This window comes from Ignavibacteriales bacterium (assembly GCA_026390595.1).
Classification (GTDB): domain Bacteria; phylum Bacteroidota; class Ignavibacteria; order UBA10030; family UBA10030; genus UBA9647.
In genome coordinates this window covers 21,471-45,725 of the sequence record JAPLFQ010000019.1, presented here as the reverse complement: position 1 = coordinate 45,725, position 24,255 = coordinate 21,471, and the positions used below count along the sequence as shown (strand labels likewise).

The window sequence follows — 24,255 nt, the reverse complement described above, 5'->3', positions numbered from 1 at the left end:
ATAGAACGAACGAAACGAATTATGTACTCTCAAGAAGCGATTATCAGAGCGCCAACCACTGCGTCAGACAAATCATGATTTCTTAGGTTTGAGAATAATCCCCATGTTTTTGTGACCGTTGATCCGAACGGTAATCGGATCTTCAAACCGAAGATGACGAATATATGACATTTCCTCGACGGCTGGCTGTTTCGAAAGCCAATCCCAATCGATAAACCCGAGATTGCTGAACGAGTTGACCGTGAAATAGCCAATCCGGAACGACGTGATATTCTGGAAGAAATGAGATCCCTGCGAAGGTGTGACGTTGAAATCCTTGAATCCTGACTCCACAATGACACTCGCACCTGAGATCTGGTCCCACGTGACGGGAATCCCCAGCCAAGGGTCAAGGCTTCCCCACCGTCCAACGCCGATGAGCACGTATGGGATCTTGAGTCCCGTGAGCTTTGCGTTGATCGCGCTGAGCTCAGTGGCCACATCGCGGCTCTTCGCCCTATCGAAGCGGTCGATATCAACAACGACGACGTCATGCAGATTCGTGATGGCCCCGTTGCCGAGCACCTGCCTGCTCTGACAGATCACATCTTCCTGCGCGATGTTGTCGACATTCAGCTCTTCTGCCTCAAGACTCAGGACGAGCGGACGGATTTGCAGGAGCGCAAACTCCTTGGGCTTGCCGTCGGGCACACTCATGTTGACGGCGAACTCTATCTCCACATGCGTCCCCATGCCCCACGTGCCCATGTCGAGTATCAGTTCAAGAATCTCGGCAAGAGGGAATATCTTGTGTTTGAGGATGGGGGCAAAGGTCACGACCCGTTTGCCGCTCCGCGACACGCCGTCGTATACCGAGTCGTTCTCCGACGAGTAGGTGGACCCGACGTAGAACAAGGTCTGGTCTTCCTCCGCCTTGCTCAGGTCATACCGCTGCACAAAGACATCCGGTGATTCATCCTGCTTGTGATCGAAGCCGCCATCCAGGTCGAGTGCAAGGAATTCCTGCTGCGCATTGCGGATCGTTTCTGTTGTCGAGAAAAACTGCAGGAGATGTCGGGGATACTTCGGGCAGAAACGAACTGCATTTCCGCCATCGACGACCATTTTTCCGAGACCCAGAGCGACATGGACGATTCCATCGGAAGAATCCTGGGGAGGCACCGGATAGAAATTGTACGACTTGGCGACACCAGCGAAGGCAGGATAGAACCGGTTGTGGTGTCGTGACCCCACCATGCGCTGTATGATCACCGCCATTTTCTCTTCCGCCAACTGGTAGGCGGTTGCCTTCATGTAGTCTTTAGCGCTGTGCGAGAACGTCGAAGCGTACACAAGCTTGATGCTCTGAAGCAACTCCCGGAGCCGGATGGCAGGATCCGGGTTGTTGTTCGGGATCATGAACGTTTCATAGACTCCTGCGAACGGCTGATATTGTGAGTCTTCCAAGAGGCTTGACGAGCGGACGGCAAGGGGTTCGTGATTAATCTCCAGGAATTCGGTCAGTTTCTGGACGATATCCTCCGGGAAATGAGGCGCATCGAGGAACCGCTTGTTGAGTTCATTATCATCAGTGGCATGCAGTGCAAACTGCTCAAGATCATTGCGCTCGAGAAACCTGTCAAACACATCCGTCGCGATCACGACTGCCGACGGGACAGAGATTTCGACGTTTTCGAATTTCTGGTCGATGTGGTAGTTTGTGATGAGGGTGTTGATGAATCCAAGCCCGCGCGCCTTCCCCCCCAGCGAACCGAGGCCCATCCTCGCAAAACTCCCCTTCACATCGTACGATTCTTTGTGAAACTCGGTGATCACCCCCCGCTGTTGAATTTCCCGGTAAAACCCCAGTGAATTGATGAGTTCATTCCTGAGGCCGTCGATGGAATCAAAATCTGTGATTTTTCGCGGTCTCAGCCGGTGGGCGAGCCAGAATTCCGTCCTTGCTTTCAGCCAGTTGGAAAAGTGATTGCGCTCGGCATGCAGGAGAATGCTCTCGTCGGGCACGACGTGAAGTTGCTCTTCCAGCGTTTTCAAGTTGTGAGCCCGGCCGACCTCGTTGCCATCGCGCGTCCGGAACACAAAGTCGCCAAAGCCGAAGTTGTTCAGCATGAAATCGCGCAGCTCCTGCCTCAACCTCGGAGATGTCTTCTGAACGAACGAGATTCCGATCTCCCGGGCCCGTTCTGCGAATTCCGCATTGCTGCTCTGGAGAAGAATCGGTATGTCCTCGTGCCGCTCACGGACCATCCTGGCAAAGGTGAATCCGGCCTCCGGGTCCTTGACCCCGCCCCGCTTGAAGTTGATATCGGAGATGATGCCAAGGATGAAATCCTGGTACTTTTCGTAGTACGCCCACGCTTCCTCAAACGTCGTGCAGAGCAGAATCTTCGGGCGGGCCCGCATCCGGAGGAACTTGTGTGTGAGATTTACCCCCTCCGACAGCAGCCGTTTGGATTGGTTCAGGATCTCCGTGTAGATGACAGGGAGATACGAGGAGTAGAAACTGACGTTGTCTTCGACGAGGATGATCGACTGGACTCCGACCGCCTGCGTGTCGCTTTCGACGTTCATCCGATCTTCGACATACTTGATAATACCAAGCAGAAGATGATAATCCCCCTGCCAAATGAAAATACGGTCGAAAATCGAGGCGTCATAATTCGTCACCAGTTCCTTGCGCTCACGGTTGTCATACGCGAGCAAAATAATCGGAACATTGATCCCTGCCTGACGCGCCATCTTCGCAAACTTGATGACGTGCATGTCCTCGATGTGCAGGGTAGCGATGATGAGATCAAAGCGCTGCTCCGTCAAAGCGAGTTCGACGGCCTCTGATCCGCTGGTAACGTGAGTGATGTCGGGAGTCTGACTGAGGTTGAGGGCCTGGAATTCCTGGCGGATGAGCTCATAGAGCCGGCCGTCTTCTTCGAAGAGGTACTGGTCGTACAGACTCGAGACAAGAAGGATGTCCCGGATCTTGAACCGCATCAGTTTCTGAAACGACTTGACGCGGGTGTCAAAATAGTCAAGACCCTTGATCGGGTCCAAGGCTTTTATGGCTGACAACAACATGACCTCTGGTTAAACGATACAGTTTGTGTAGGCGGAGAGGCATCGGATCGGTTCTCCCCACAAAAGAAAAGGCGTAACGACCCTTAGGACGAGTCTCATACAGTCAATGCTGTGAAAGAACCCAAGAGTTGTACGCCTTTTCTCCGCGAGCGGTCATTCGAGAGTCACACCGCTCTCCTGCTGACATTGCAGGTGTTTCCCGCAGATTGCATGCTGCTGCGCTAGACCAATCCCTGGTCCATCATCGCATCCGCCACCTTGAGGAAGCCGGCAATGTTCGCACCGTTCATATAGTTGCCCGGTGTGCCGTACTTCTCGGCCGTCTCAAGGCATGTGCGGTGAATGTTCTTCATGATCTGATGCAACCGCTGGTCAACTTCCTCCCTGGGCCAGGGCAGGCGCATGCTGTTCTGGCTCATTTCAAGTCCCGAAGTGGCAACACCGCCGGCGTTCGATGCCTTGCCCGGCGAGTAGAGCACCTTCGCGTCAAGAAGGATCTTGATGGCGGCGACTGTCGTCGGCATGTTCGCGCCTTCACAGACACACAGGCAGCCGTTTTTCACCAGCTCTTTTGCGTCTTCCACGTCCAGCTCGTTCTGCGTTGCGCACGGCAAGGCGACATCCGCTTTCACAACCCAGGGTCTCTTGCCGGGGAAGAATTCGACTTTGAACTTGTCCGCGTAGTCTTTCACCCGGTCGTTGGCGCTGGAGCGCAGTTGAAGCATGTAGTCAACTTTCTCCCCCTTCACGCCTTCTTTGTCGTACACGTATCCGTCGGGTCCTGAGAGCGTTACAACCTTGCCCCCCAGTTCATTGACTTTCAAGACCGCTCCCCACGCGACGTTGCCGAAGCCGGACACTGCAACCGTCTTGCCGGCAAACGATTGACCCTTCGTTTTCAACATCTCTTCTGCGAAGTACACGACACCGAAACCGGTCGCCTCAGGGCGAATCAACGAGCCGCCCCAGTTGGTCCCCTTCCCTGTAAGCACGCCGGTGAATTCCTTCGTCAGGCGTTTCCATTGGCCGAACATAAATCCTATTTCCCTGCCTCCGACGCCGATGTCGCCCGCGGGCACATCCACGTCCGCGCCAATATGACGGAAGAGTTCCGTCATGAAGCTTTGGCAGAAACGCATGACTTCGTGGTCGCTCTTTCCTTTCGGATCGAAGTCAGATCCTCCCTTGCCTCCGCCCATGGGAAGTGAGGTGAGGCTGTTCTTGAACACCTGCTCGAATCCAAGGAACTTCAGTATGCCGAGATTCACCGACGGGTGAAACCGAAGACCGCCCTTGTACGGTCCGATCGCGCTGTTCATCTGGACTCTGAATCCGCGATTGACGTGAATCTCCCCCTGGTCGTCCATCCACGGAACGCGGAACATCACGACGCGCTCGGGCTCAACCATGCGTTCGAGAATCTTCGCTGACTTATACTCCGGATGTCGTTCAAGTACTATTTCAAGTGACTCAAGAACTTCCATGACTGCTTGATGAAACTCCGGCTCCGAAGGATTCTTCGCCTTTACCTGAGCCAAAACATTTTGCGTATAATCTGACATATCTCCCTCGCAATTTCTTCTATAGGAATGGATCATGGTGCCCGAGTTCAGCCGACGGATCCTCTTCTGCGGCGCGTAACGGTGTGACACCGAAGAAGTGTGCGGTTTCACTTCAACCAAAGCTCGAGCAATAAGTGCTTTCGAATATAATCCCTTTTCCGTGACCGAGCAACATCAAAGGAAATACCGGATAAGTATGCATCAAATGATTGACGCAGCCTCTGCGACTCATCGTTCCCACATTATTTTTTGTTAACCTTCGTGTTGCGAATTTTCAACTCGAACAGTGCGTGCCGAACGCGGGGAAATCTGCCTTCCCAGGTTTGCGAATTTGGATTACTTCCCCGGTCCCGGAACCTGCATAAATATGAAAAGGACGACCCTGTGCGAATCGTCCCTTTGCGACACGATCACGAGATGTGGATCGTCCTTCTCCCCCGGATTTCTATCTCACCAGAACAATTTTCTTCGATGCGACGAACCTCGCTCGTGATTCCATTGACTCTGCAACAAGACAAACGAAATACATGCCGCTCGTTCTATCGCCTGCATCAAACCATGCCTGATGAACGCCAGCCGCATGTTCGCCGTTGACCAACAATGCCACCTCCCTTCCGAGCAAATCGAACACCTTGAGCGTCACCAGGCTGGCAACTGAAAGCTGATAGCTGATCGCTGTTCTTCCATTGAACGGATTTGGAAAAGCCTCGTTCAAGGCATTTCGCGTCGGAGCCTGTTCTGACCCTTTCAGGACAAGAGAGGCCACGTCTGATTGTACTAGAAACCCATTCACGAGCGTGGCCACGCCACCACCGGGCTGCCCATTCGTAATGCTCACGGCTCGAGGGCCCGGTTCTGCTGATCGATCGACGCACAGATTCACGCTGATTTCGGAACCGTTCTTCACAGCGAGCGCTTGCACAGTGACACCCGGCCCAAAATCTGTTGACGTTTCGCCGGCGATAAAATTCTCTCCGGTTAGTGTCACTTGCAGAGATCTGCCGCGGACACACTCGGCGGGAGACACAGCTGTGAGCGCTGGAGATGGGTTCCAAACGGCGAACGCTCCGGCCAGACTCGCAGTACCTCCACCGGGCCCTTTGTTCCGGACGATGACGGGCCTCACTCCCGTTTTGGCGATGACTCCTATCGATATCACCGCCGTCAGCATCTCCGGGCTGTCAATGCGCAGCGCCGTTACCGTAATCCCTGATCCAAAATCCGAAGAACTGATGCCCGACTCGAAACGCGATCCGGTCACCGACACGACATACGTTTTCCCCCTGCAGCCAGCGGAGGGAGAGACACTTGTGACAATCGGAGACGGATTCACGACTGCAAAAGCGCCGCACAGTCTGCATTGTCCTCCACCGGGTTCTGCGGTCGTGAGTGCAACATCTCTGGGTCCCACTTCGGCAGTAGTTGCGATGGCGACACGCACAGTCATGACGGACGAGCTATGCCTCGTCAATGAAGTGATAATGATTCCGTCCCCGAAGCTCGCACGAGTTTCACCTACGGTGAAGTTCATGCCCTCGAGGAGAACATCCAGCGTATCCCCTCTTGCTCCGGCAGACGGAGTCATATGGGCCAACATTGGAGCTGAATTAGCAATGGTGAAAGCGTTCGTCAGTGCCGACGCCCCTCCTCCGGGAGATGGATTGGACACGACGACGGTCCTTTGACCAAGAGCCGCCTCAGCTCCGATGGTGACGGTGCCCCTCATTTCAACGGAACTTTTCACCATGATTGATTTGACTTCAACGTCAGCTCCAACACCTACCTTCGTTGCGCCGGGGATGAAGTTTCTTCCTGTTATGGTGATCTCGAATGCTTGCGATCGGTTTCCGCCGAGCGGCGCAATACTCGCGAGGACGGGAGCAGGATAGACGAGTTCGAGGGCGTTCGGCAGGGATGCAGTGCCGCCCCCGGGCTTTGCATTCGAAACTTGAACAATTTGGCATCCCGCAGCTGCAGTGCGATCGACAGAAATGATCGACACAATCTCCCTCCCCAATGAGTCGATGATTATTGTGCCCACCGCGATTCCCGCCCCAAGGTCAAGTGTCGTCACTCCATCGAGGTATCCCGATCCGTTGAGTTTCAGCGTGATTGTCTCACCGATACACACAGTGCGTGGACTGATTTCCCTGAGAACCGGCGACGGGTTCGTGACGGCGAAAGCTCCGCGAACCAGCCGAGACCCTCCGCCAGGAGCGCAATTCGTGATTTGCACGTCGCGCAAACCAGTCGACGCCAAACGACTGACGGTAATTCCAGCGAACAGGCAATCCGGACTGGTCACCCTGACACTGTCCACGTTAACATCTTCCCCGAATACGAGGGATGTAACCCCTTGTGTGAAGTTTCCTCCATTGACCATGATGGTGAACGTATTTCCCCGGGAACCGGATGTTGCGGAGAGGCTTGTTATGATTGGCACAGGGTTGTTTATCACAAGTGCGCCTGAAAGGCGCGTTGCTCCGCCACCGGGTCCAGGATTCATCAAGGCCACATCCCTGGCACCGCCCCGAATCGATCCGGAAATCGATATCGAAGCCACGAGGCAGGACGATCCGTAAAACTCCATTGAATCCACCCTGATGCCAGCACCAAAATCGAGCCGCGTCAATCCCGGGACATACCCCCCTCCCCGCACAGTGATCCTTTCGCGCGTTCCGCCCACCGCGATTGCAGGCGCGATACTATCAATGCGGGGATGCGGACTTGCCACGATGACTCTTCCCGGCAACGTGACTGTTCCCCCACCGGGGGGATTATTTGTTGCAGTGACGTCTCTCGGCCCAGGAATCGCGGTCATCGCAACCAGCGCGTTGGCGGTGAGCCTGGAACCGCTCCTGACGACAACTGAATCGACCGTCACGCCGTTTCCAATCCTGACAGATGTCACGTCCTGTATGAATCCCGATCCGTCGAGTGTCAACTCTGCTTGCTGACCGACAATGACGGTGTCTGGAGCGAACATTCGGACAATCGGTGACGGGTTCACAATGTTCATTGCGGCGGGAAGCCTGGCGCTCCCTCCTCCCGGAGGAGCATTGACGAGTGCGAGGTCCCTTTCGCCGGTCCTCGCTGAAATGGCGATGTTGATTCTGGCTTTCAGAATCGTAGATGATTCGACAACGAGCGAATCAAGCGTAATCCCTTCCCCCACGTCAAGGCGCGTGGCATCAGCATACAGATCTTTCCCCCTGAGTGATATCCAGGAAGTCTCTCCACGGACAAACGTGATTGGAGAAACAGTGTTGATTAAAGGGGCGGGATTGAGAACAAGGAACCCATTCGGGAAGATGAAAAGCCCTCCCCCCGGAGGCGGGTTTGCCACAGACACATTCCGCATGCCGGGTTGAGCCCCTTGATTCAGGGCAATCGAGACGATGAGTTCAGTCTCCGCCGCGACTCTGGTGTTTCCGACAACGATGCCTTCTCCGAATGAAGCAACCGTAAGACCATTCGCAAATCCGCGCCCGCGCACCACCACCTCTGCCGCACCCCCTCGAAACCCTGATGCCGGGAACATACCGGTGATTACCGGGAATGGATTGAGATGCGGGCGCACTTCAAAACAATTGGCGAGCATTGACGCGCTGCCCGAAGCGTTTGTCACAGTGATATCGCGAACGCCGAGCGGGGCGAAGGGAGAAACGACGATCCCCGCGATGATGTGCGTTGCGGAGATGACGGAGATGGAGGCAACGGTAATGCCGGTCCCGCTGAATGACACGCTGCTTATTCCGGTCACGAACCCCGTCCCCGATACCGATAAGCTTAACGACGAGCCGGATTCCGCGAACGCCGGACTCACAGAACCGATCGTTGGCGTTGGAATCGGTTCGCCGGCCACCCATCGGGAAGCTGACAAGATCGCATCGAGTCTGATTGTATTCTTCGCCGAATCGACAATTCCTCCTTCGTCCCTCCACGTAGCGCCGCCATCACTCGATTTGTACAGTTTCAAATTGGCCTTGATTGCACCGGAGAGATCGCATTCGTTGAAATGGTACCGGAATTCGGCCGCGCTGTTTGCAGAGACTGAGGGTACGACGTCAAAACACCGGCTGATGGTTCTGACACTTTCGATCGACTGCGGACTTGAGGTCTCACGCATCACCGTAATTGTCCCGGTGTACGGTGATGCTGGAGTGATATCAAGCCCGAGGTTTCCAAATGATTCGGTTACGCCGTTCTGCAGTGCTCTGCTGGCCGAGGCCTTCCCTACAACTGATGAACAATCCCGCTCGACAAGGGCAGCTTTCGACCCCACGGTAAGGAGTTGCCTGCCCGTGCACAGATTGCCGGCAACGCAGAAGAGTGTATCTTCGAGAGAAACCGGGCACTCCAACAGGACGCCTGCCGGATTGTTTACCGTGAGGCTTCTGTTGAACGTGAGCGCCGCCGACCCGGCGATCGACTGAACGCTCTGGCCAATCAAGAGTATCGTGCGGTTCGACGGCGTCGAGAGCGAGCCATGGTTTGTAAGATCCGACTGAAATACGAGTCCTCCCTGAACAGCGCCGCTTGTCGAAAGCGCATATTTTCCCGTGCTCAGAACGGAGAATGCCCCAGCGAACGTGTGCGTCCCCTGATTCCCCGAACCAGTCCCACCCCACTCTCCTTCGATCGTCGTCGCACCCTGGACAAGGATTGCACCCGCGAATCCGCTGGTATTCCATTTGACCCCTGTACCGATGGTCAGATTTCCGCTGATGGTCAAAGCGCTGGAACCGGCGGCCGAGCATGTCCACATCCCGCCGCTCGAATCAAAAGCGAGGTTGCCATACGTGCGGCCAGAAAAAGACGAAGCCGGTACCAATGCAGTTCCGCCCCGATAGACGAAGCTGCTTGCACGGGACAGCGCAGCTTTTGAAAGAGGGGTCGATATTCCTGAGGAGGTGTTCTGCACGAATGTGCCGCCGTCATTGACGACCCATCTGGCACTTCCGGAAATGGTCCAGGTCGATCCTTGATTCACCCACGTTCCGTTGATAATCAAGTCGTTCCCCGGACCGTCAGTCAATGTGTGACTGGTCCCAGGCGCAACGACAACCTGCCCGCCTTCCTCCACAACTACCTGATCATACGCGAGCGTGCTCCTGATCGTTACGGAATGCCCGGTTCGCACCGTGACAACACCCGAACTTGAGTCGGGAGGCGGTGCCGGCGTGATCCAGACACCGGCCGCGCATCTGGCCCATGTGGAATCCTTGTGCCAGTCTCCCGAGCGCACCGACCGGTAATCTCCATCGGACCCAGGAGACGTCTGAACTGACGCTGGGAGAATCATCGCGTTGGCGGGAAGAACCAGATTGATTAGGAGGAGAAAGAACATGCGGGGAATTGTTTGCATGGTGTGGGTCATGGCTTTGCTCACGAGGCTTAAGAATGCGGCTGGGTGGAGCGGACACAACTGCGGCGTGACTATTTGAAAGAGGAATCAGTCTTTCCCGCGTGAGTTCTGTATCTTTTCGGGCAGTCAGGGGCGACCTTCGCAATCAAAGTCCCCTGTGACAAGACTGATGAAGTTACTTTGTAGAGATGGGCTCTGCTGTGGGGGAAAAGTACGACAGCAAAACGAGGAGAGCAATTCAAAACGCTTGGCGCGAAAGATGTACAAAGAAATGCCACGCACCTGAGCGGCGCGTGGCATCGTCAGCGGATGTTACTTCACGAGCACTACTTTTCGAGACGCGATGAACCTCTTTGTTGATTCCAGCGATTCGGCATGCATCCGGATGAGGTACACACCGCTTGGCAGATTATCCGCGTGCCACTGGAGCTCGTACAACCCCTTCGCGCGTTGGCCGATTACCAACTCAGCGACGACATTGCCAAGCATGTTGTGCACGTCCAACGTGATTCTGCTGTCCTCAGGGAGACCGAACCCCACCCTCGTCGATGGATTGAACGGGTTCGGATACGCTTCCTGCAGCAGGTATTGGTCCGGAAGGACTCCGTTAGCCACAATGCCAGTGGCGGGGCTCGTCGTCACGTTGAATGCATTCGGCAAACTTGAAGATCCTCCGCCCGGAGCGGCATTGGTGATCGTCACAGCGCGAAGGCCCACAGCCGCCGATGAACTAATCGTGACGCTTGCCTGTAATTCCGTGGGGCTTTTTACGAGGAGGTTGGAAACCGTGATGTCTGTGCCGTAACTGACAGTGGTGATGCCGCTGATGAAATTCGAGCCGGTCACTTTGACAATCAATACGCTTCCCCTTCCGGCGGCGGCAGGTACAACGGAGGCAACCGATGGTGCCGGATTCGTCACAGTAAACGCGGCAGAAAGCGTCGCGGTCCCGCCGCCAGGCGGGCTGTTTGTTACTGTAACATCACGCGCTCCTGCAGCCGCTGCGGCACTGACAGAAAGCATTGCGCTTAATTGTGTGGGATTAATCACAATCACCGAATCCGCCGTGACCTCTGCCCCGAATCCTACCGATGTGATCCCCGCAATGAATTCCGTACCTGCTAATACAACTGAAACCCTCTTTCCTCTGACGCCCGATGTCGGTATGATACCTGCCAACGTCGGGACGGGATTCTGAATCAACTTCCCCACATAGTCCTTTCGTTGGTCAGTCGTTACATTCGTGTGCGAAGTCGAAGTTGGATCGAACGTGTATCCCGCTTTGAGAGGTTTCGTAGTACCGGACCAGCCATAGGTAACAGTCGCTGTATACGCACCAGAAGTGTCTGTTGCCGGATCGCCCGGGAGGCCTGTCATGACAACACCGTTGATCCTCACTCCCGCTGATGTGCGGACGAATCCCGAAATAGTGAACGTGAGCAGAGACGCGGCGTAGTTCGTCGTTTGACTCGCTGCGACGCTGCTGTAGGTAGAGGATAACGGATTGAAAGTGTATCCCGTCTTCGTTGGCGTCACCACTCCCGACCACCCATAATTCACAAACGTCGAATAGAATCCCGTCGAGTCTGTCGATGGGTTCCCGATAAGACCGTTCATCACCACTCCGCCCACGCCCAAACCCGACGCAGTGCGGACATATCCGGAAATTGTGTACGCCTGCAACCAGGAGATGTAATCGTTCGCCTGGTTGCTCGTGACGTTTGTGTAGGTGTTTGACGGCGGACTAAACTCGTAGCCCGCCTTCGTCGGCGTCACAGTGCCCGACCATCCATAGTCGACCGTCGCTGTGTAGTTTCCATCTGCAGTTGTTGTAACACTTACCGGCAACCCTGATATGAGCACACCACCAAGCCCACCGCCACCAACCATGCGGACGCTTCCCGTAATCGTGTATGTTAGCGGCGTTCCCACATAGTTGGTTGACTGATTCGAGATTACGTTGCTGTACGTCGTGGACGGCTGGCTGAACACGTGGCCGGCCTTGGCGGGCGTCACCGTTCCTGACCATCCGTAGTCCACAGATACGGAATAATACCCGTTCGCATCCGTGGAAGGACTCCCCGGCAGCCCGCTCATAAGAACGCCGCCGATGCCCGAGCCCGACGAAGTGCGGACATACCCTGCGACAGAAGTGGTCAGGACGATCCCGACATAGTCAGTCGATCGACTTGATGTGACATTGGTGTAACTTGTTGTGGATGGGCTGATGGCATAACCGGATTTCGCGGGCGTCACTGTCCCCGACCAACCGTAGTCCACCGTACCGGCGTAGAATCCATCCGCGCTTGTGCCCGGACTTCCTGGCAAACCATTCATGACGACGCCACTGATTCCGGCTCCGGCAGCTGTCCGGACATACCCGGAAATCGTAAACGTCAATGCTGTCGCCGTATAGTCGGTCGACTGGTCTGCTGTCACTCCTGAGTAAACACTTGAGGGGGGATTTATCGAATAACCGGCAATCACTGGAGTCACCGTCCCCGACCAGCCATAATCGAGCGTCGCCGTGTAGAAGCCATTCCCATTTGTGCTCGGACTTCCCGGGAGGCCGTTCATCACTACGCCGCTGACTCCTGTTCTCGCTGCCGTCCGCACATATCCCGAGACCAAGATCTTGGCAAACGTAGCGGTATAGTTCGTCGCCTGGTTTCCGGAGACGCTCGCGTAGGCGGTTGAAGGCGGGTCAAACGTGTATCCCGGCTTCACCGGCGTAACGGTCCCTGACCATCCATAGTCTATCGGCGCTGAGTAGTAACCATCCAAGTTCGTGATGGGATTTCCCGGCAGTCCGTTGATAGTTACACCGCTGACGCCCGCATTCGCCGTGGTGCGCACATAACCGCTCACCGTGTATCCAATCGTTGTGCCGGTGTAGTTTTGTGACTGGTCGGCAGTTACATTGGAGTGCGTCACGGAAGGCGGGGTGAAAGTGTATCCAGGTTTTGCCGGAGTTACTGTTCCCGACCACCCGAAACTCACTCCTCCACTATAAAACCCGTCAGAATTCGTGCTCGGAGTTCCCTCCAGTCCATTCAATACCACTCCTGCAATTCCGACGTTTGCCGCGGTTCTGATATATCCCGAAATGTTGTATGCCGAAGGCGCTCCAACGTAGTCGGCAGCTTGATTACCAGTGACGTTCGAGTACGGAGTTGATGAAGGCGCGAATACATAGCCGCTCTTCGATGGCACGACACTCCCCGACCAGCCGTAATCCACCGTCGCAGCATAGTGACCTGTAACGTCTGTCGTCGGATTGCCCGGCAAACCGCTCAGTAGCACACCGCTGATGGCCGCTCCGGTCGCAGTCCGCACCGATCCGGAGATTGAATACATCAGCAACGTCCCTGTGAAGTTGCCGGTTTGGCTCGTCGTAATATTTGTATAGCTGGTCGACGGCGGACTGAATGTATATCCGGACTTCGCCGGGGTCACCGTACCGCTCCATCCATAATCGACCGTGACCGTGTACGCACCGGTGGCATCGGTCGCCGGATTGCCCGGCAACCCATTCAGCACGACGCCGCTGATGCCTGCTCCTGCAGCCGTCCGGACGGTGCCGCTGATGGCATTTGTCAGGAATGTAGCGGCATAATTCGTCACCTGATCGGAAATCACATTGAGGTAATTCGACGATACGGGACTGAACGAGTAGCCCGCTTTTACAGGCGTCACTGTTCCCGACCAACCATAGTTCACCTTCACCGAGTAAGCACCCGTCGCATCGGTTGCCGGATCTCCCGGCAGACCGCTCAGGACTACACCTGAGACGCCAGACTGCGCAGCAGTCCGAATTGCACCGCTGATGGCGTAGGTTAGCAATGTGGCGGTATAGTTCGTAACCTGATCGGTTGTCACGTTGCCGTAGGTCGACGATACTGGGCTGAAGCTATAGCCGGTCTTCGCCGGCGTCACGGTTCCTGACCAGCCGTAGGTCACCACTACTGAGTAAGCGCCCGACGTGTCTGTCGTCGGATTGCCCGGCAAACCGCTGAGGAGGACGCCCGAGATTCCCGTTTGCGCAGAAGTCCGGATCGTCCCGCTGATCTTGCACGAAAGCGGCGTCCCCGTATAATTCGAATTCTGATTGGCTGCGACGCTGCTGTACGTTGTGGAGGACGGACTGAAGCCGTATCCGCTTTTCAATGGAGTCACCGTTCCGAACCAGCCATAGTCCACAGTTGCCCGGTAGTATCCGGAAGTGTCCGTCGTCGGATTTCCGGGCAATCCATTCAGGACAACCCCGCTAATCCCAGTCCTGCCTGAGGTCGTGATGGTGCCAGAAATGGTGTAGGTAGAGAGAGTTCCTGTGTAGTTCGTGGTCTGGCTCGAGTTCACTCCGTTGTAGCTTTTGGAGGCGGGATCGAAAGAGTATCCCGGCTTCGTCGGCGTCACGGTCCCCGACCAACCATATGTAATCGAAGCTGAGTACGCGCCATTTGCATCAGTCGACGGATTTCCGGGAAGACCGCTGAGAACAACACCGGTAATCGAAGCTCCGGCGGATGTACGGACAGAGCCCGAGATCGTATAAGACAGCGATGTGCCGACGTAGTGCGTCACCTGACTTGCGGTCATACCGTTGTATGTTGTAGACACCGGGTTGAAACTGTATCCACTCAACGTAGGAGTGACGGTCCCCTGCCAGCCATAGCTCACAGTGGCCGAATACGCGCCCAACGCGTCCGTCGAAGGATTCCCCGTCAAACCGCTCAGCACTACTCCCGCTATCCCTGCTCCGGCAGAGGTCTTGACTGTGCCGGATATTGTGCACGTGGCAAGAGAACCGGTGTAGTTTGTCGATTGGCTCGATGTCAGATTGCTGTACGTGGAGTTGGAAGGCGAAAACGTGTATCCGGTCTTCGCGGGCGTGACTGTGCCTGACCATCCGTAGCTGACAGCTGCGGAATAGAAGCCGGACGTGTCCGTCGCGGGACTCCCGGGGAAACCACTGAGCGAAACGCCGCTGATCCCCGCCCCGGCCGCTGTGCGAACGTAGCCTGAAACCGTAAACGTCTGTAGCGTTCCGACATAGCTTGTCGATTGACTGCTTGAGACCGAGCGATAGTCCGTGCTGGCCGGTGAGAATGTGTAGCCGCTTTTCGTCGGGGTCACTGTTCCGGTCCAGCCGTAGCTGACACTGGCCGAATAGGCCCCCGAGGCATCGGTGCTCGGATTGCCCGTCAGCCCACTAAGAACAACTCCCGGGATCGCGACCTGCGCAGAGGTCTTGACCGTTCCCGAAATCGTATACGTCTTGAGCGTCCCGGTATAGTCCTTGGATTGATTCCCCGTAATGCCTGAGTACGTCATCGACACCGGCGAGAAATCATAGCCCGTGTAAATCGGCGTGACGGTCCCTGACCAACCCGAGTCCACCACTGCAGAATAGGAGCCGTTCCCGTCGGTCACGGTATTTCCCAGCCCGCTCATCGTCACACCGGTGAGCACAGCCCCAGACGAGCTCTTCACAGTTCCCGAAATCGTGAATTGCCTGTATGCGGTGTAATTGGTCGATTGATCTGAAGCGACGGATGTGTAGATTGTTGCTGTTGGAAGGAAGCGGTAACCAGAGAGAGTAGGCGTAACCGTGCCTGACCAGCCGGCAGTAACCGTGGCATAATATGAGCCATACGGGTTCGTACTGGGATTCCCGGTGAGTCCGCTCATCACGACCCCTCCCAACCCCATCCCGCCCCTCGTCACAGTTCCCGAAATCGAGTAGTTTTGTGCCCCGGTGAAGTCGCACGTTTGATTCGACGTGACGTTTGAAAAGTCTTTTGATGTCGGACTGAAGACGTATCCGCTCAGGGATGGCGTCGCAGTTCCGGACCATCCCGAGTTGACCGTTGCCGAGTACGTGCCGTTGACTGTGGTCACCGGATTCCCGGGCAATCCGTTGATCGTCACGCCGGCGATTGCAGCACCGCCGGGTGTTTTGACAGAGCCCGAGATTGTATATGTAAGCGTGCCAGTGTAGTTTCCAGTCTGGCTACTCGTCACATTTGAGTATGAGACCGAAGCCGGCGTAAACGCGTAGCCTGATTTCGAGGGTGTGACAGTTCCGGACCAGCCGTAGGAGACGGTTGAGGTGTAGTACCCGTCGCTGTTTGTGGTCGGACTGTTGGGTAATCCACTCATCACCACGTAACTGATTGAGCGGTTATTTCCATCCCTTACAAAGCCGGAGATCGCGATTGTCTGGACTGAAGCTTCGTAGCTCGTGCCCTGGGGGGGGGCAGAGACATTGCTATAGGTCGTAGAGACCGGATCGAAGGTGTATCCGGCCTTCGTTGGGGTTACTGTACCGCTCCAGCCATACGTGACAGTATCACTGTAGTAACCGTTGGAGTTGGTGGTCGGGCTGGTTGGGAGTCCGCTCATGGTCACAGCCGAGAGCGCCGATCTGTCCGAGAATCGCGTATAGCCTGAGATAACGAATTTCTGTATAGTACCGGTGTAGTTGGTTGTTTGATTGCTCTGCACACCGTTTGCGTAGGTCGTTGAGGAAGGGGAGAATGCATATCCCGCCAAAGTTGGTGTTACTGGTCCGGTGAAGCCCCAATTCACGGTGGCGGTGTAGAAGCCACTTGCGTCAGTAACGGGACTCCCGGTCAGTCCACTCATCGTCACGCCGCTGATCGCCACTCCTGCGGAGGTCTTTACGGTACCAGAGACGGCGTATGTGAGTTGAGTCGCAACGTAGTCCTGGGAGATATTTGAAGTCACATAATTGTGGACCTTATTAGCTGGACTGAAGGTGTATCCGGCCAGCGCTGGAGTCACAGTCCAGGAAGTGCCGTAATTGACTGTCGTTGCATAGTGGCCGGTCGCGTCGGTGGTTGGATTTCCGGAGAGACCGCTCATCACGACACCGGGGATAGCTGCACCCGTAGAAGTCTTCACGTCACCAGAAATCGAGAACGATTGAATCGTCCCCTGGAAGTTTTGAGTTTGATTAGCCAAGAGGTTGGTGTAAGGCATGGAAGGCGGATTGAATGTGTAACCCGCCTTTGATGGGGTGACGGTAAATGATTGACCGTAATCCATGGACGCGGTGTAGACCCCGGATGAATTGGTCACAGGAGAACCCTTCAGGCCATTCATTGAGACGCCGCTGATGGGAGACTGAGAAGCGTCCATCACGGCGCCGGAGATTGTATATGTGAGGATGGTAGCGGTGTAGGAGGTGATCAAAGACGCACTCTCCCTGACGTAGGACGTCGATGCCGGGCTGAAGGTGTATCCCGCCTTCGAAGGCGTGGCCGTTCCTGAATAAAAAGCCGGGCAGACGACGCTGTAATTGCCAGATGCATCCGTGACTGGATTACCTGGGAGTCCTGATATGGTGACTCCGGCCAATCCCGTGTGCCCGACGAGAACCTGGCCTGAAATCGTGATTGTAGCGAGTGTCCCGTCGGGCTTAGTTTGTTGAGGAGTATCTTGCGAGAAAGCCGCACCAACAGAGAGAAGAAGGGAGACAGCGAGTGCGAGAAACAGTCGAAGGTATTTCACGGCCTCACCCCTCTTGAGAACTGATTGCAGGGAACATGGACCTGTGATTTTTTTTGGCTTCGGAGCTTTTCTGATCGGTCAACTAGCGGTTGGATCACGGGGGTTTCGGTGCAGGATGAGAACCAACGAAAGCGACAAGCTCCCGTGAGAACGCCAACCCCTCAGCGCAATTTTACCGAAGGATACCTCAAATGTCAAGTACAGCGGGATGTGTATTGGTGATGCGGAGTACAGAATAGAAAGTGGCTGTTCGCTGACTGCCTATCCGTTGGCGGGCAGAACTTATGAGCAGCGATTGGTTGTCCGCTGGGACAGGGGTTGCGGGCAAGGGCAGATGGCTGTCCCAAAAGTACTTTCGACCTCTTCGAGTAGGTCAAGATTTCTTCAGTTTCGGAGATTTCGGGATTCTCAACGTGGTCGAAATGGAATTTCGACCTACATTTGGGAAAGCCCCCGCCGCACAGAAGTTGTCAGTGTTTGAAGGCAATTGCTCCAGGTATGACGCCTCCCAGGAATTGCCTGATGCTGGCGCCGTTGGTATCGAGGATGTACACGTCGCCCGGCTGGGCATAGTCCTTGGCGTCTGTCACATAGAGCCGGTCGGTTACATCATCGTACGCGAGACCGTATGCCGTGATCGTGGAAAACGGTGTGCCGCCAACGCTTATAATGGAACCGGTGTAGGAGAATTTGATAACGCCGGTCTTCGCCTGGAAATACCCCACCCCCTTGCTGCTGATCGTCATCCGCCCCGGATGTCCGTAGGTCGCCAGCGGCAGGGTCACTTTCGAGAACACGACATCGTTGTCCGCGTTGATTTTCGAAATCGAACCTGGCGTATCATTCGCCGGTTTGACGTAGTCGCTCCGGCCATCGCACTTCACAATGACTTCGTTGTTCGGCCCGACACCGATCTCGCTTGGACTATCTCCAATGACAATCGTTTTGATGAGTCCACCGGTCGTCGCATTGAGCACGGTGACCGTGCTGTCGTAGCCGAAACCGGAGTTGCAGACATACACCTTGCCGTTCGCCCCCAGGATGCCCATGGGGTACGTTCCAACTTTGATCCGGTCGGTCACGATCTGAAGTGTCGACGGGTTGAATTCTGTGATTGACGAATCGGAAAGATTCGTGACGAACGCTTTTGCATCGTTGAGGATGACGAGCCTGTAGGGATTCCGCTTTCCCGGAAACGTGATCGTCCCGAACGATTTGTTCGTTTCAAGCGAGATCACCTCGATCCGCTGCGAGCCGCTGACGACGATGTACGCCTTTCCGCCGTATAACACGATGTCGTTCCCCGTGTCGCCCAGATTCCGGCCGTTGGCGAGGGCAAACACGTCCTGGTATGCCTTGTTCGAGTCCGGGAGATAGACGGTGAGCGTCGAATTGCCCCGCTGGAAATTGCCTTCGTTCACGATGTACACGCCTGTGGTGCTTGTCGGCGTCGTGCCGGACGGTTCGGCCGGGTTCGACCTGCACCCAAACGAGAAGTGAAGCGACAGAGCAAGAGCGCTGACGGCGAGGGCAACACGGCTCACGAGTATTTTCATTGTCTCAGAGTTCATCATTGGTCACTAGCAGGTTGTTAAAAAAACAGGCACACAAACAATAGTATCGTCAGGCCGAGCGCCTGCCCGCCATTTACAGTCCTACGAGGCAGGCGGGAAGTCGAAGCCTGTTTTTGCATCTTATGACACCTTTCGACTCCGCTCAAGGTGGCGAAACTTCAAATTTCAACAACCTGCTAGAAATCAAGGAGGATCTTCAAGGCGAAGTTCCTCAGCGGCATTGGATAGCTTGGAAAGAGTTCGTACCTCGACTCGAAAAGATTCGTCGCTTCGAACCGGAGATCGGCGTTGAACGGCTCTTCGGTAATCCGGACGGAGACGTTGGCGTCTGTCTTTCCAAACCCGGAAAGCACGAATCTCGGATCGTTGATCTCCGTCGAATACCGGAAACCGGTAAACGTATGATGGACGTTGAGCCGGGTGCGCCCGATGGAGACCGAGCACGAAAGTCCCGCAGTCTCGCTCGGGATGTATGGAAGCTGTTTGTTCAGCGTCTGATCATCGGCCAAGGCGGAGCCGGTTTTCCGTGTATCAAAAATGGAGTAGAAGCCTCTCAGAATCAGCCGATCTTCAAACAAATGCCACGAAGTGATCAGTTCGACGCCGGATGACCGCACATCCTGAAGATTCTTGGGTGACCAGAAGCCCGACTTGTCCGGGCTCCAGACGATCCGGTCATGCGTGCGGATATCGAAGTAATTGACCTCGATCTCCAGCGCACCGATCAGGGAAGGCGAGATCGCCACGCCGGCATCGAAGCTGAGAGACCGCTCAGGCCTGAGGAGAGGATTTCCTCCCCCCTTCCAGTACAAGTCGTCGAACGTCGGCGCCTTGAAACTCTTCGCATAGCTCGCCTTCAATCGCAGACCGGAGGGCCGCCACAATCCCACGTTGATTCCGAGTCTTGGATTGACCGCATCCGAGACGTCGGAGAAATGGTCATACCTGACCGAAGGATAGATGTTAAGTTGATAGACCAACGAGTTCTGGAATTCCACGACGTGATCGGAAGAAACGAAGACACCGGCCTGTTCACGCGTTGAGCCGAGAACTTTGTTGCTCGACACGGAGGAACGCGAATACTCCGCGCCGGCGTCGATCGCTGCAGAAGAACTCAGAAAATACCGCACGTGCGGTGTGAACGCTATCGTCCGGTCATTGTAGACTGCATCATCATTACCATCCGCGACTTCTGCGAGTGGGTTGGAGTATTCTCTTCGCTGTGAGTGAAACAACAAAGGGAATCGTGCCAGAAGCGCCGGAGTGACGGTCCATTCTAGTGTCGCCTGGTTCAGGAACCCCCGGTCAACCAGTCGCCCCATGGCGTAGCTTGCAGCCGTCACGACCGCTCCGGGCGATCCGCGCTCGGCCCAGTCATACATCGAGGATGCACGCAGGTTCAGATTTGGAGAAAGCAGTGCGCCGGCGAGCAGCTGCACCTGGTGCAGAGCATAATCCGAATTCTGCCGGCGGAGCAAATTCGAAGAGATGCCATCGTTGAAATCGAATTCATAGTCCCCTTTTCCTGCTTCGCGCTTTGCAGCCACCTGCATGCCCACGCCGAACAGACTGAAGTCGGTTCCCAGCTGGAAGCCGCTCATGCCGTAGGAGCCGGCGCCCAGCTCGGCCCGCACATCGAGCTTTCCGTCCGGCCGCCGGGTAATGATGTTGATGATGCCGCCAACAGCGTCCGCTCCATACACGGAAGAGAATCCACCCCGAAGCACTTCAACCCGATCGACATTCTGCATCAGGAAGACGCCCAAATCGACCTGGCCATCGAGGACATTGTTGTACCGCTGCCCATCGATGAGAACGAGCGTATGCTCGGCCCCCATTCCCCGGATCGACGACGTCGTCACAGCGCCGGGTCCGCCGTAGGATTTCAGAAAAAGTCCGGGTACTCCTTCGAGAGCGTTTTCGAGGGTACTGCCGTTTGCGCCTAGCAGGTCCGCAGACGTCAGCACCGTCGCGCTCGACGGAAGTTGCTGCACGTTCACCTGCCAACGCGTTGCAGAGACAACGAATTCGGGCATTGTATAGAGGCGGTCGTGCTGACTCTGCGCAAGGCTGTCCGCCGCAGAGTTCTTCACCTGCGAGATCAGCCCGGTGGCAACGACAACAGAGAGGAGCACTATGGAACGTATCAAACGCACAACAAAAAACCCCCAATCCAATTTTCGCGGGACGGGGGCTAAAGAAAGACACAGACGGACATCGATGCCTGATGAGTACCCTCCCGCGAAGGTTACACTCCCGGCACAAAACCGGAAGCGCGCCGCACTGTGTAGAACAGTGCAGCGATGAAGCAGCGTCCTGGCAGGTCTCCTGGCTTTTCCGATCTCCTGACTTGTCTTCCCGCCAACAGCAACGAGGCAGTGACTTCTGGCGTCAGAGATTTTCCTGCACGAGGCAGGATCGGAACTACAGTTGCGGGGCAGCTTCCGAATTTCCAAACCCGGCCTGGACCGGATCGGAGCACGGAATTCCCTTTTCATCCCTTCATCAGTTCATGATGTCGGGACACCAAAACGTTCTATGGAAAAGAACGACACTCGATTACATCTGAAAAGTAGAGAGTTTCGGGATGAGAGTCAAGAGAGACTTCCAATGGTCAATGGATAACGGTCAATTGACAATCAGCCATATCATCACTGGAGTGACTACAAACATCCATGGCTTCCCATTTTTGTGGATGCGCATTATCCAAACCACTCGAGGACATTGAGTTCGCCCTGAAACGGCCAGGCCTCGGGATTCCGACAGAAGCCGGCCCGGACAGGATTCTGTCTAACATATTCCAGCTTCTGTTCGTAGCTCACGCCGTTCCGCACCTGAGTATCCCAGAACGATCTCAGCCAAACTGGTTGCTCTTCACGTCTCGGCCAAAAACGAGACGATAATGATTTCCAGTATTGCACCCAATTCTTCAGGTCGGGGTACTCGGAGCATGACGGAGAGCAAAAAAGATGGATATGATCTGGCATGATCACGTATCGGCCTACCCGCCACAAGTGGGCTTCTCTCCATGCGTCGATGAGCAATCGATGAACATCAGGTTGTGACAGAATCGGCTTTCTGTCTTTTGAACAAACTGTAATGAAGACGATGTTGGGACGGTTGAGGATCTCAACTATCGGCAAATGAATGGGGGTTTTTCGATTTGGCAGCATGGGGTAACATGGGGATGGTCACGAAGGAGTATGACTAAGTACCTTGGAAGGACTTGCTCCCTCACGTCAGGACAGCGCGGTCGCCACGGAGCGTAATGTCCCGTGTTGGAGCGGACCTGCTCCGTCACGTCCGAACAGGGTGGTCACGACAGAGCGTGACCCTAGTATCCAACCGCCGCGCCGTAGCCGCGCGGGTCGGTCGAGCCGTAGAGGAAACCGTTTTTCTGGTCGATCATGATCGCTTCTACGCGGCCAAGCGTTCCACCCCGCGGCCGGACGTTGTATCCTCGCTTCTCGAGGTTCTCGATCACATCCTTTGAAAACCCGAACCGCTCGCTCTGCAGCGTGTCCGGAAGCCACTGGTGGTGAAACCTGGGGGCATCGTTCGCCTCGCCGACATTCATGCGGTGATCGAGGACGTTCATGATCACCTGGAGAACCGATGTGATGATCGTCGATCCTCCCGGGCTGCCGAGAACGAGGTATGGCTTGCCTTCCTTGAGCACAATCGTCGGAGTCATTGCGCTGAGCATGCGCTTGTTCGGCTGAACCGAGTTCGCGAAACCGCCAACAAGGCCGAACTGGTTCGGGACGCCGGGCTTCGCTGCGAAATCATCCATCTCGTTGTTCAAAAAGAAGCCGGCTCCGTCAACGACGATCTTGTTTCCATACCAGCTGTTGATCGTCGTCGTCACCGACACTGCGTTTCCCCACTGATCGACAACGGAGTAATGGGTTGTATGGATCCCTTCTTTCACCGCGATTGCGCCGTGGGAAATTTGCCGGCTTGGCGTCGCTTTCGTCGTGTCAAGAAGCGCCCGCCGCTCAGCGGCATATTCTTTCGAGATGAGCCGGTCAACGGGTACGGGGTAGAAATCTGCGTCACCCATGAACTCAGCCCGATCTGCGTAGGCGATCTTCATCGCTTCCGTCATCGTGCCGATTGTTCTTGAGGATCCGAATCCAAATGAACCTATCGTGTACGGTTCGAGCAGGTTCAGCATTTCCATCAGCACCAGCCCCCCCGAACTCGGGGGTCCCATCGAGATGATCTCATATCCGCGATAGCTGCCACGGATGGGAGGTCTCTCGATAGCCTGGTAGGAGCGAAGGTCGTCCAGCGAGATAAGACCGCCGCCGCGCTTCATTTCCGCAACGATCAGATCGGCAGTACGACCGCCATAGAATCCGTCCTTGCCGGTTTTCTGAATGCGCTGCAGTGTTCGGGCGAGCTCCTTCTGAACAAACAGGATCCCCTCTTCCAGAGGTTTCCCGTCATTCGTGAACGCTTTGCGGGTCGATGGACATTTGCCGAACTCATGAATTTCGGATTTGAGCTCATCTGTGAACTCGTGGCCGAGTCGGAATCCTTTCGATGCGAGGTCGATCGCCGGTTGCATGACTTTGTTCCGGTTGAGGGAACCGTAGTGCTCCAGGGCATAGAGCATCCCTGCCACCGATCCGGGCACACCGCAAGCGAGATAACCGTCCTGGCTTTTCTCCGGCACAAAATTCCCCTTGTCATCCAGGAACATGTTTTGACGCGCTGCCCCCGGGGCTTTTTCCCGATAATCGATCGTTGTCGTTCGCCCATCAGCCATGCGGATGACCATGAAACCGCCGCCGCCAATGTTGCCGGCTCCCGGAAATGTTACTGCGAGAGCAAACCCGACCGCCACTGCGGCATCGACAGCGTTGCCTCCGTTTTGAAGGATCTGGACTCCGACCTTCGATGCGTAGGCGTCGGCCGATACCACCATGCCGTGACGTGCACGAACCGGGCGCTTGGAAGCGAATAAATCCGAGGGGACCAGCAGAAGCAGAATGAGCGCAGACGCGACGAGGGATTTCATTGTGAGTCTGTCGGTTTGAATGACCGTGAGAAAAAGAAAGCGACCGGGTATCGATCATAAGCCGGTCGCTCAGTTGAATTCACAATACTCAGAGAATCAGGAGGTGGCCCGATCCCA

General features: G+C 55.5%; 7 protein-coding genes and 1 riboswitch. All 7 genes read right to left on the bottom strand.

Annotated features, from left to right (window positions below):
- Positions 1 to 72: 72 nt before the first annotated feature.
- Positions 73 to 3,066, bottom strand: a complete 2,994-nt coding sequence (locus tag NTU47_07745; GenBank protein MCX6133688.1) for a histidine kinase — start codon at positions 3,064 to 3,066, stop codon at positions 73 to 75.
- 227 nt (positions 3,067 to 3,293) lie between these two features.
- The gene (gdhA, locus tag NTU47_07740; GenBank protein MCX6133687.1) at positions 3,294 to 4,634 is read right to left on the bottom strand and encodes an NADP-specific glutamate dehydrogenase; all 1,341 of its coding nucleotides are present in this window, start codon (positions 4,632 to 4,634) and stop codon (positions 3,294 to 3,296) included.
- A gap of 445 nt (positions 4,635 to 5,079) precedes the next feature.
- Positions 5,080 to 10,014 (bottom strand): T9SS type A sorting domain-containing protein, encoded by a 4,935-nt coding sequence (locus NTU47_07735; GenBank protein ID MCX6133686.1) that lies wholly within the window; start codon positions 10,012 to 10,014, stop codon positions 5,080 to 5,082.
- 300 nt (positions 10,015 to 10,314) lie between these two features.
- On the bottom strand, positions 10,315 to 17,538 hold the full coding sequence (locus NTU47_07730; GenBank protein ID MCX6133685.1) for a T9SS type A sorting domain-containing protein: 7,224 nt from the start codon (positions 17,536 to 17,538) through the stop codon (positions 10,315 to 10,317).
- A gap of 470 nt (positions 17,539 to 18,008) precedes the next feature.
- Positions 18,009 to 19,094, bottom strand: a complete 1,086-nt coding sequence (locus NTU47_07725) for a YncE family protein (protein ID MCX6133684.1) — start codon at positions 19,092 to 19,094, stop codon at positions 18,009 to 18,011.
- Between the two features lie 194 nt (positions 19,095 to 19,288).
- Positions 19,289 to 21,268: a TonB-dependent receptor gene (locus NTU47_07720; protein MCX6133683.1), complete on the bottom strand. Its 1,980-nt coding sequence runs from the start codon at positions 21,266 to 21,268 to the stop codon at positions 19,289 to 19,291.
- A 144-nt stretch (positions 21,269 to 21,412) separates the two neighbouring features.
- Positions 21,413 to 21,658, bottom strand: a riboswitch (cobalamin riboswitch).
- Positions 21,659 to 22,446: 788 nt separating this feature from the next.
- Positions 22,447 to 24,138 carry a gamma-glutamyltransferase gene (gene ggt / locus NTU47_07715; GenBank protein MCX6133682.1) on the bottom strand — a complete coding sequence of 564 codons (1,692 nt, stop codon included), beginning with the start codon at positions 24,136 to 24,138 and terminating at the stop codon, positions 22,447 to 22,449.
- Between the last annotated feature and the right edge of the window lie 117 nt (positions 24,139 to 24,255).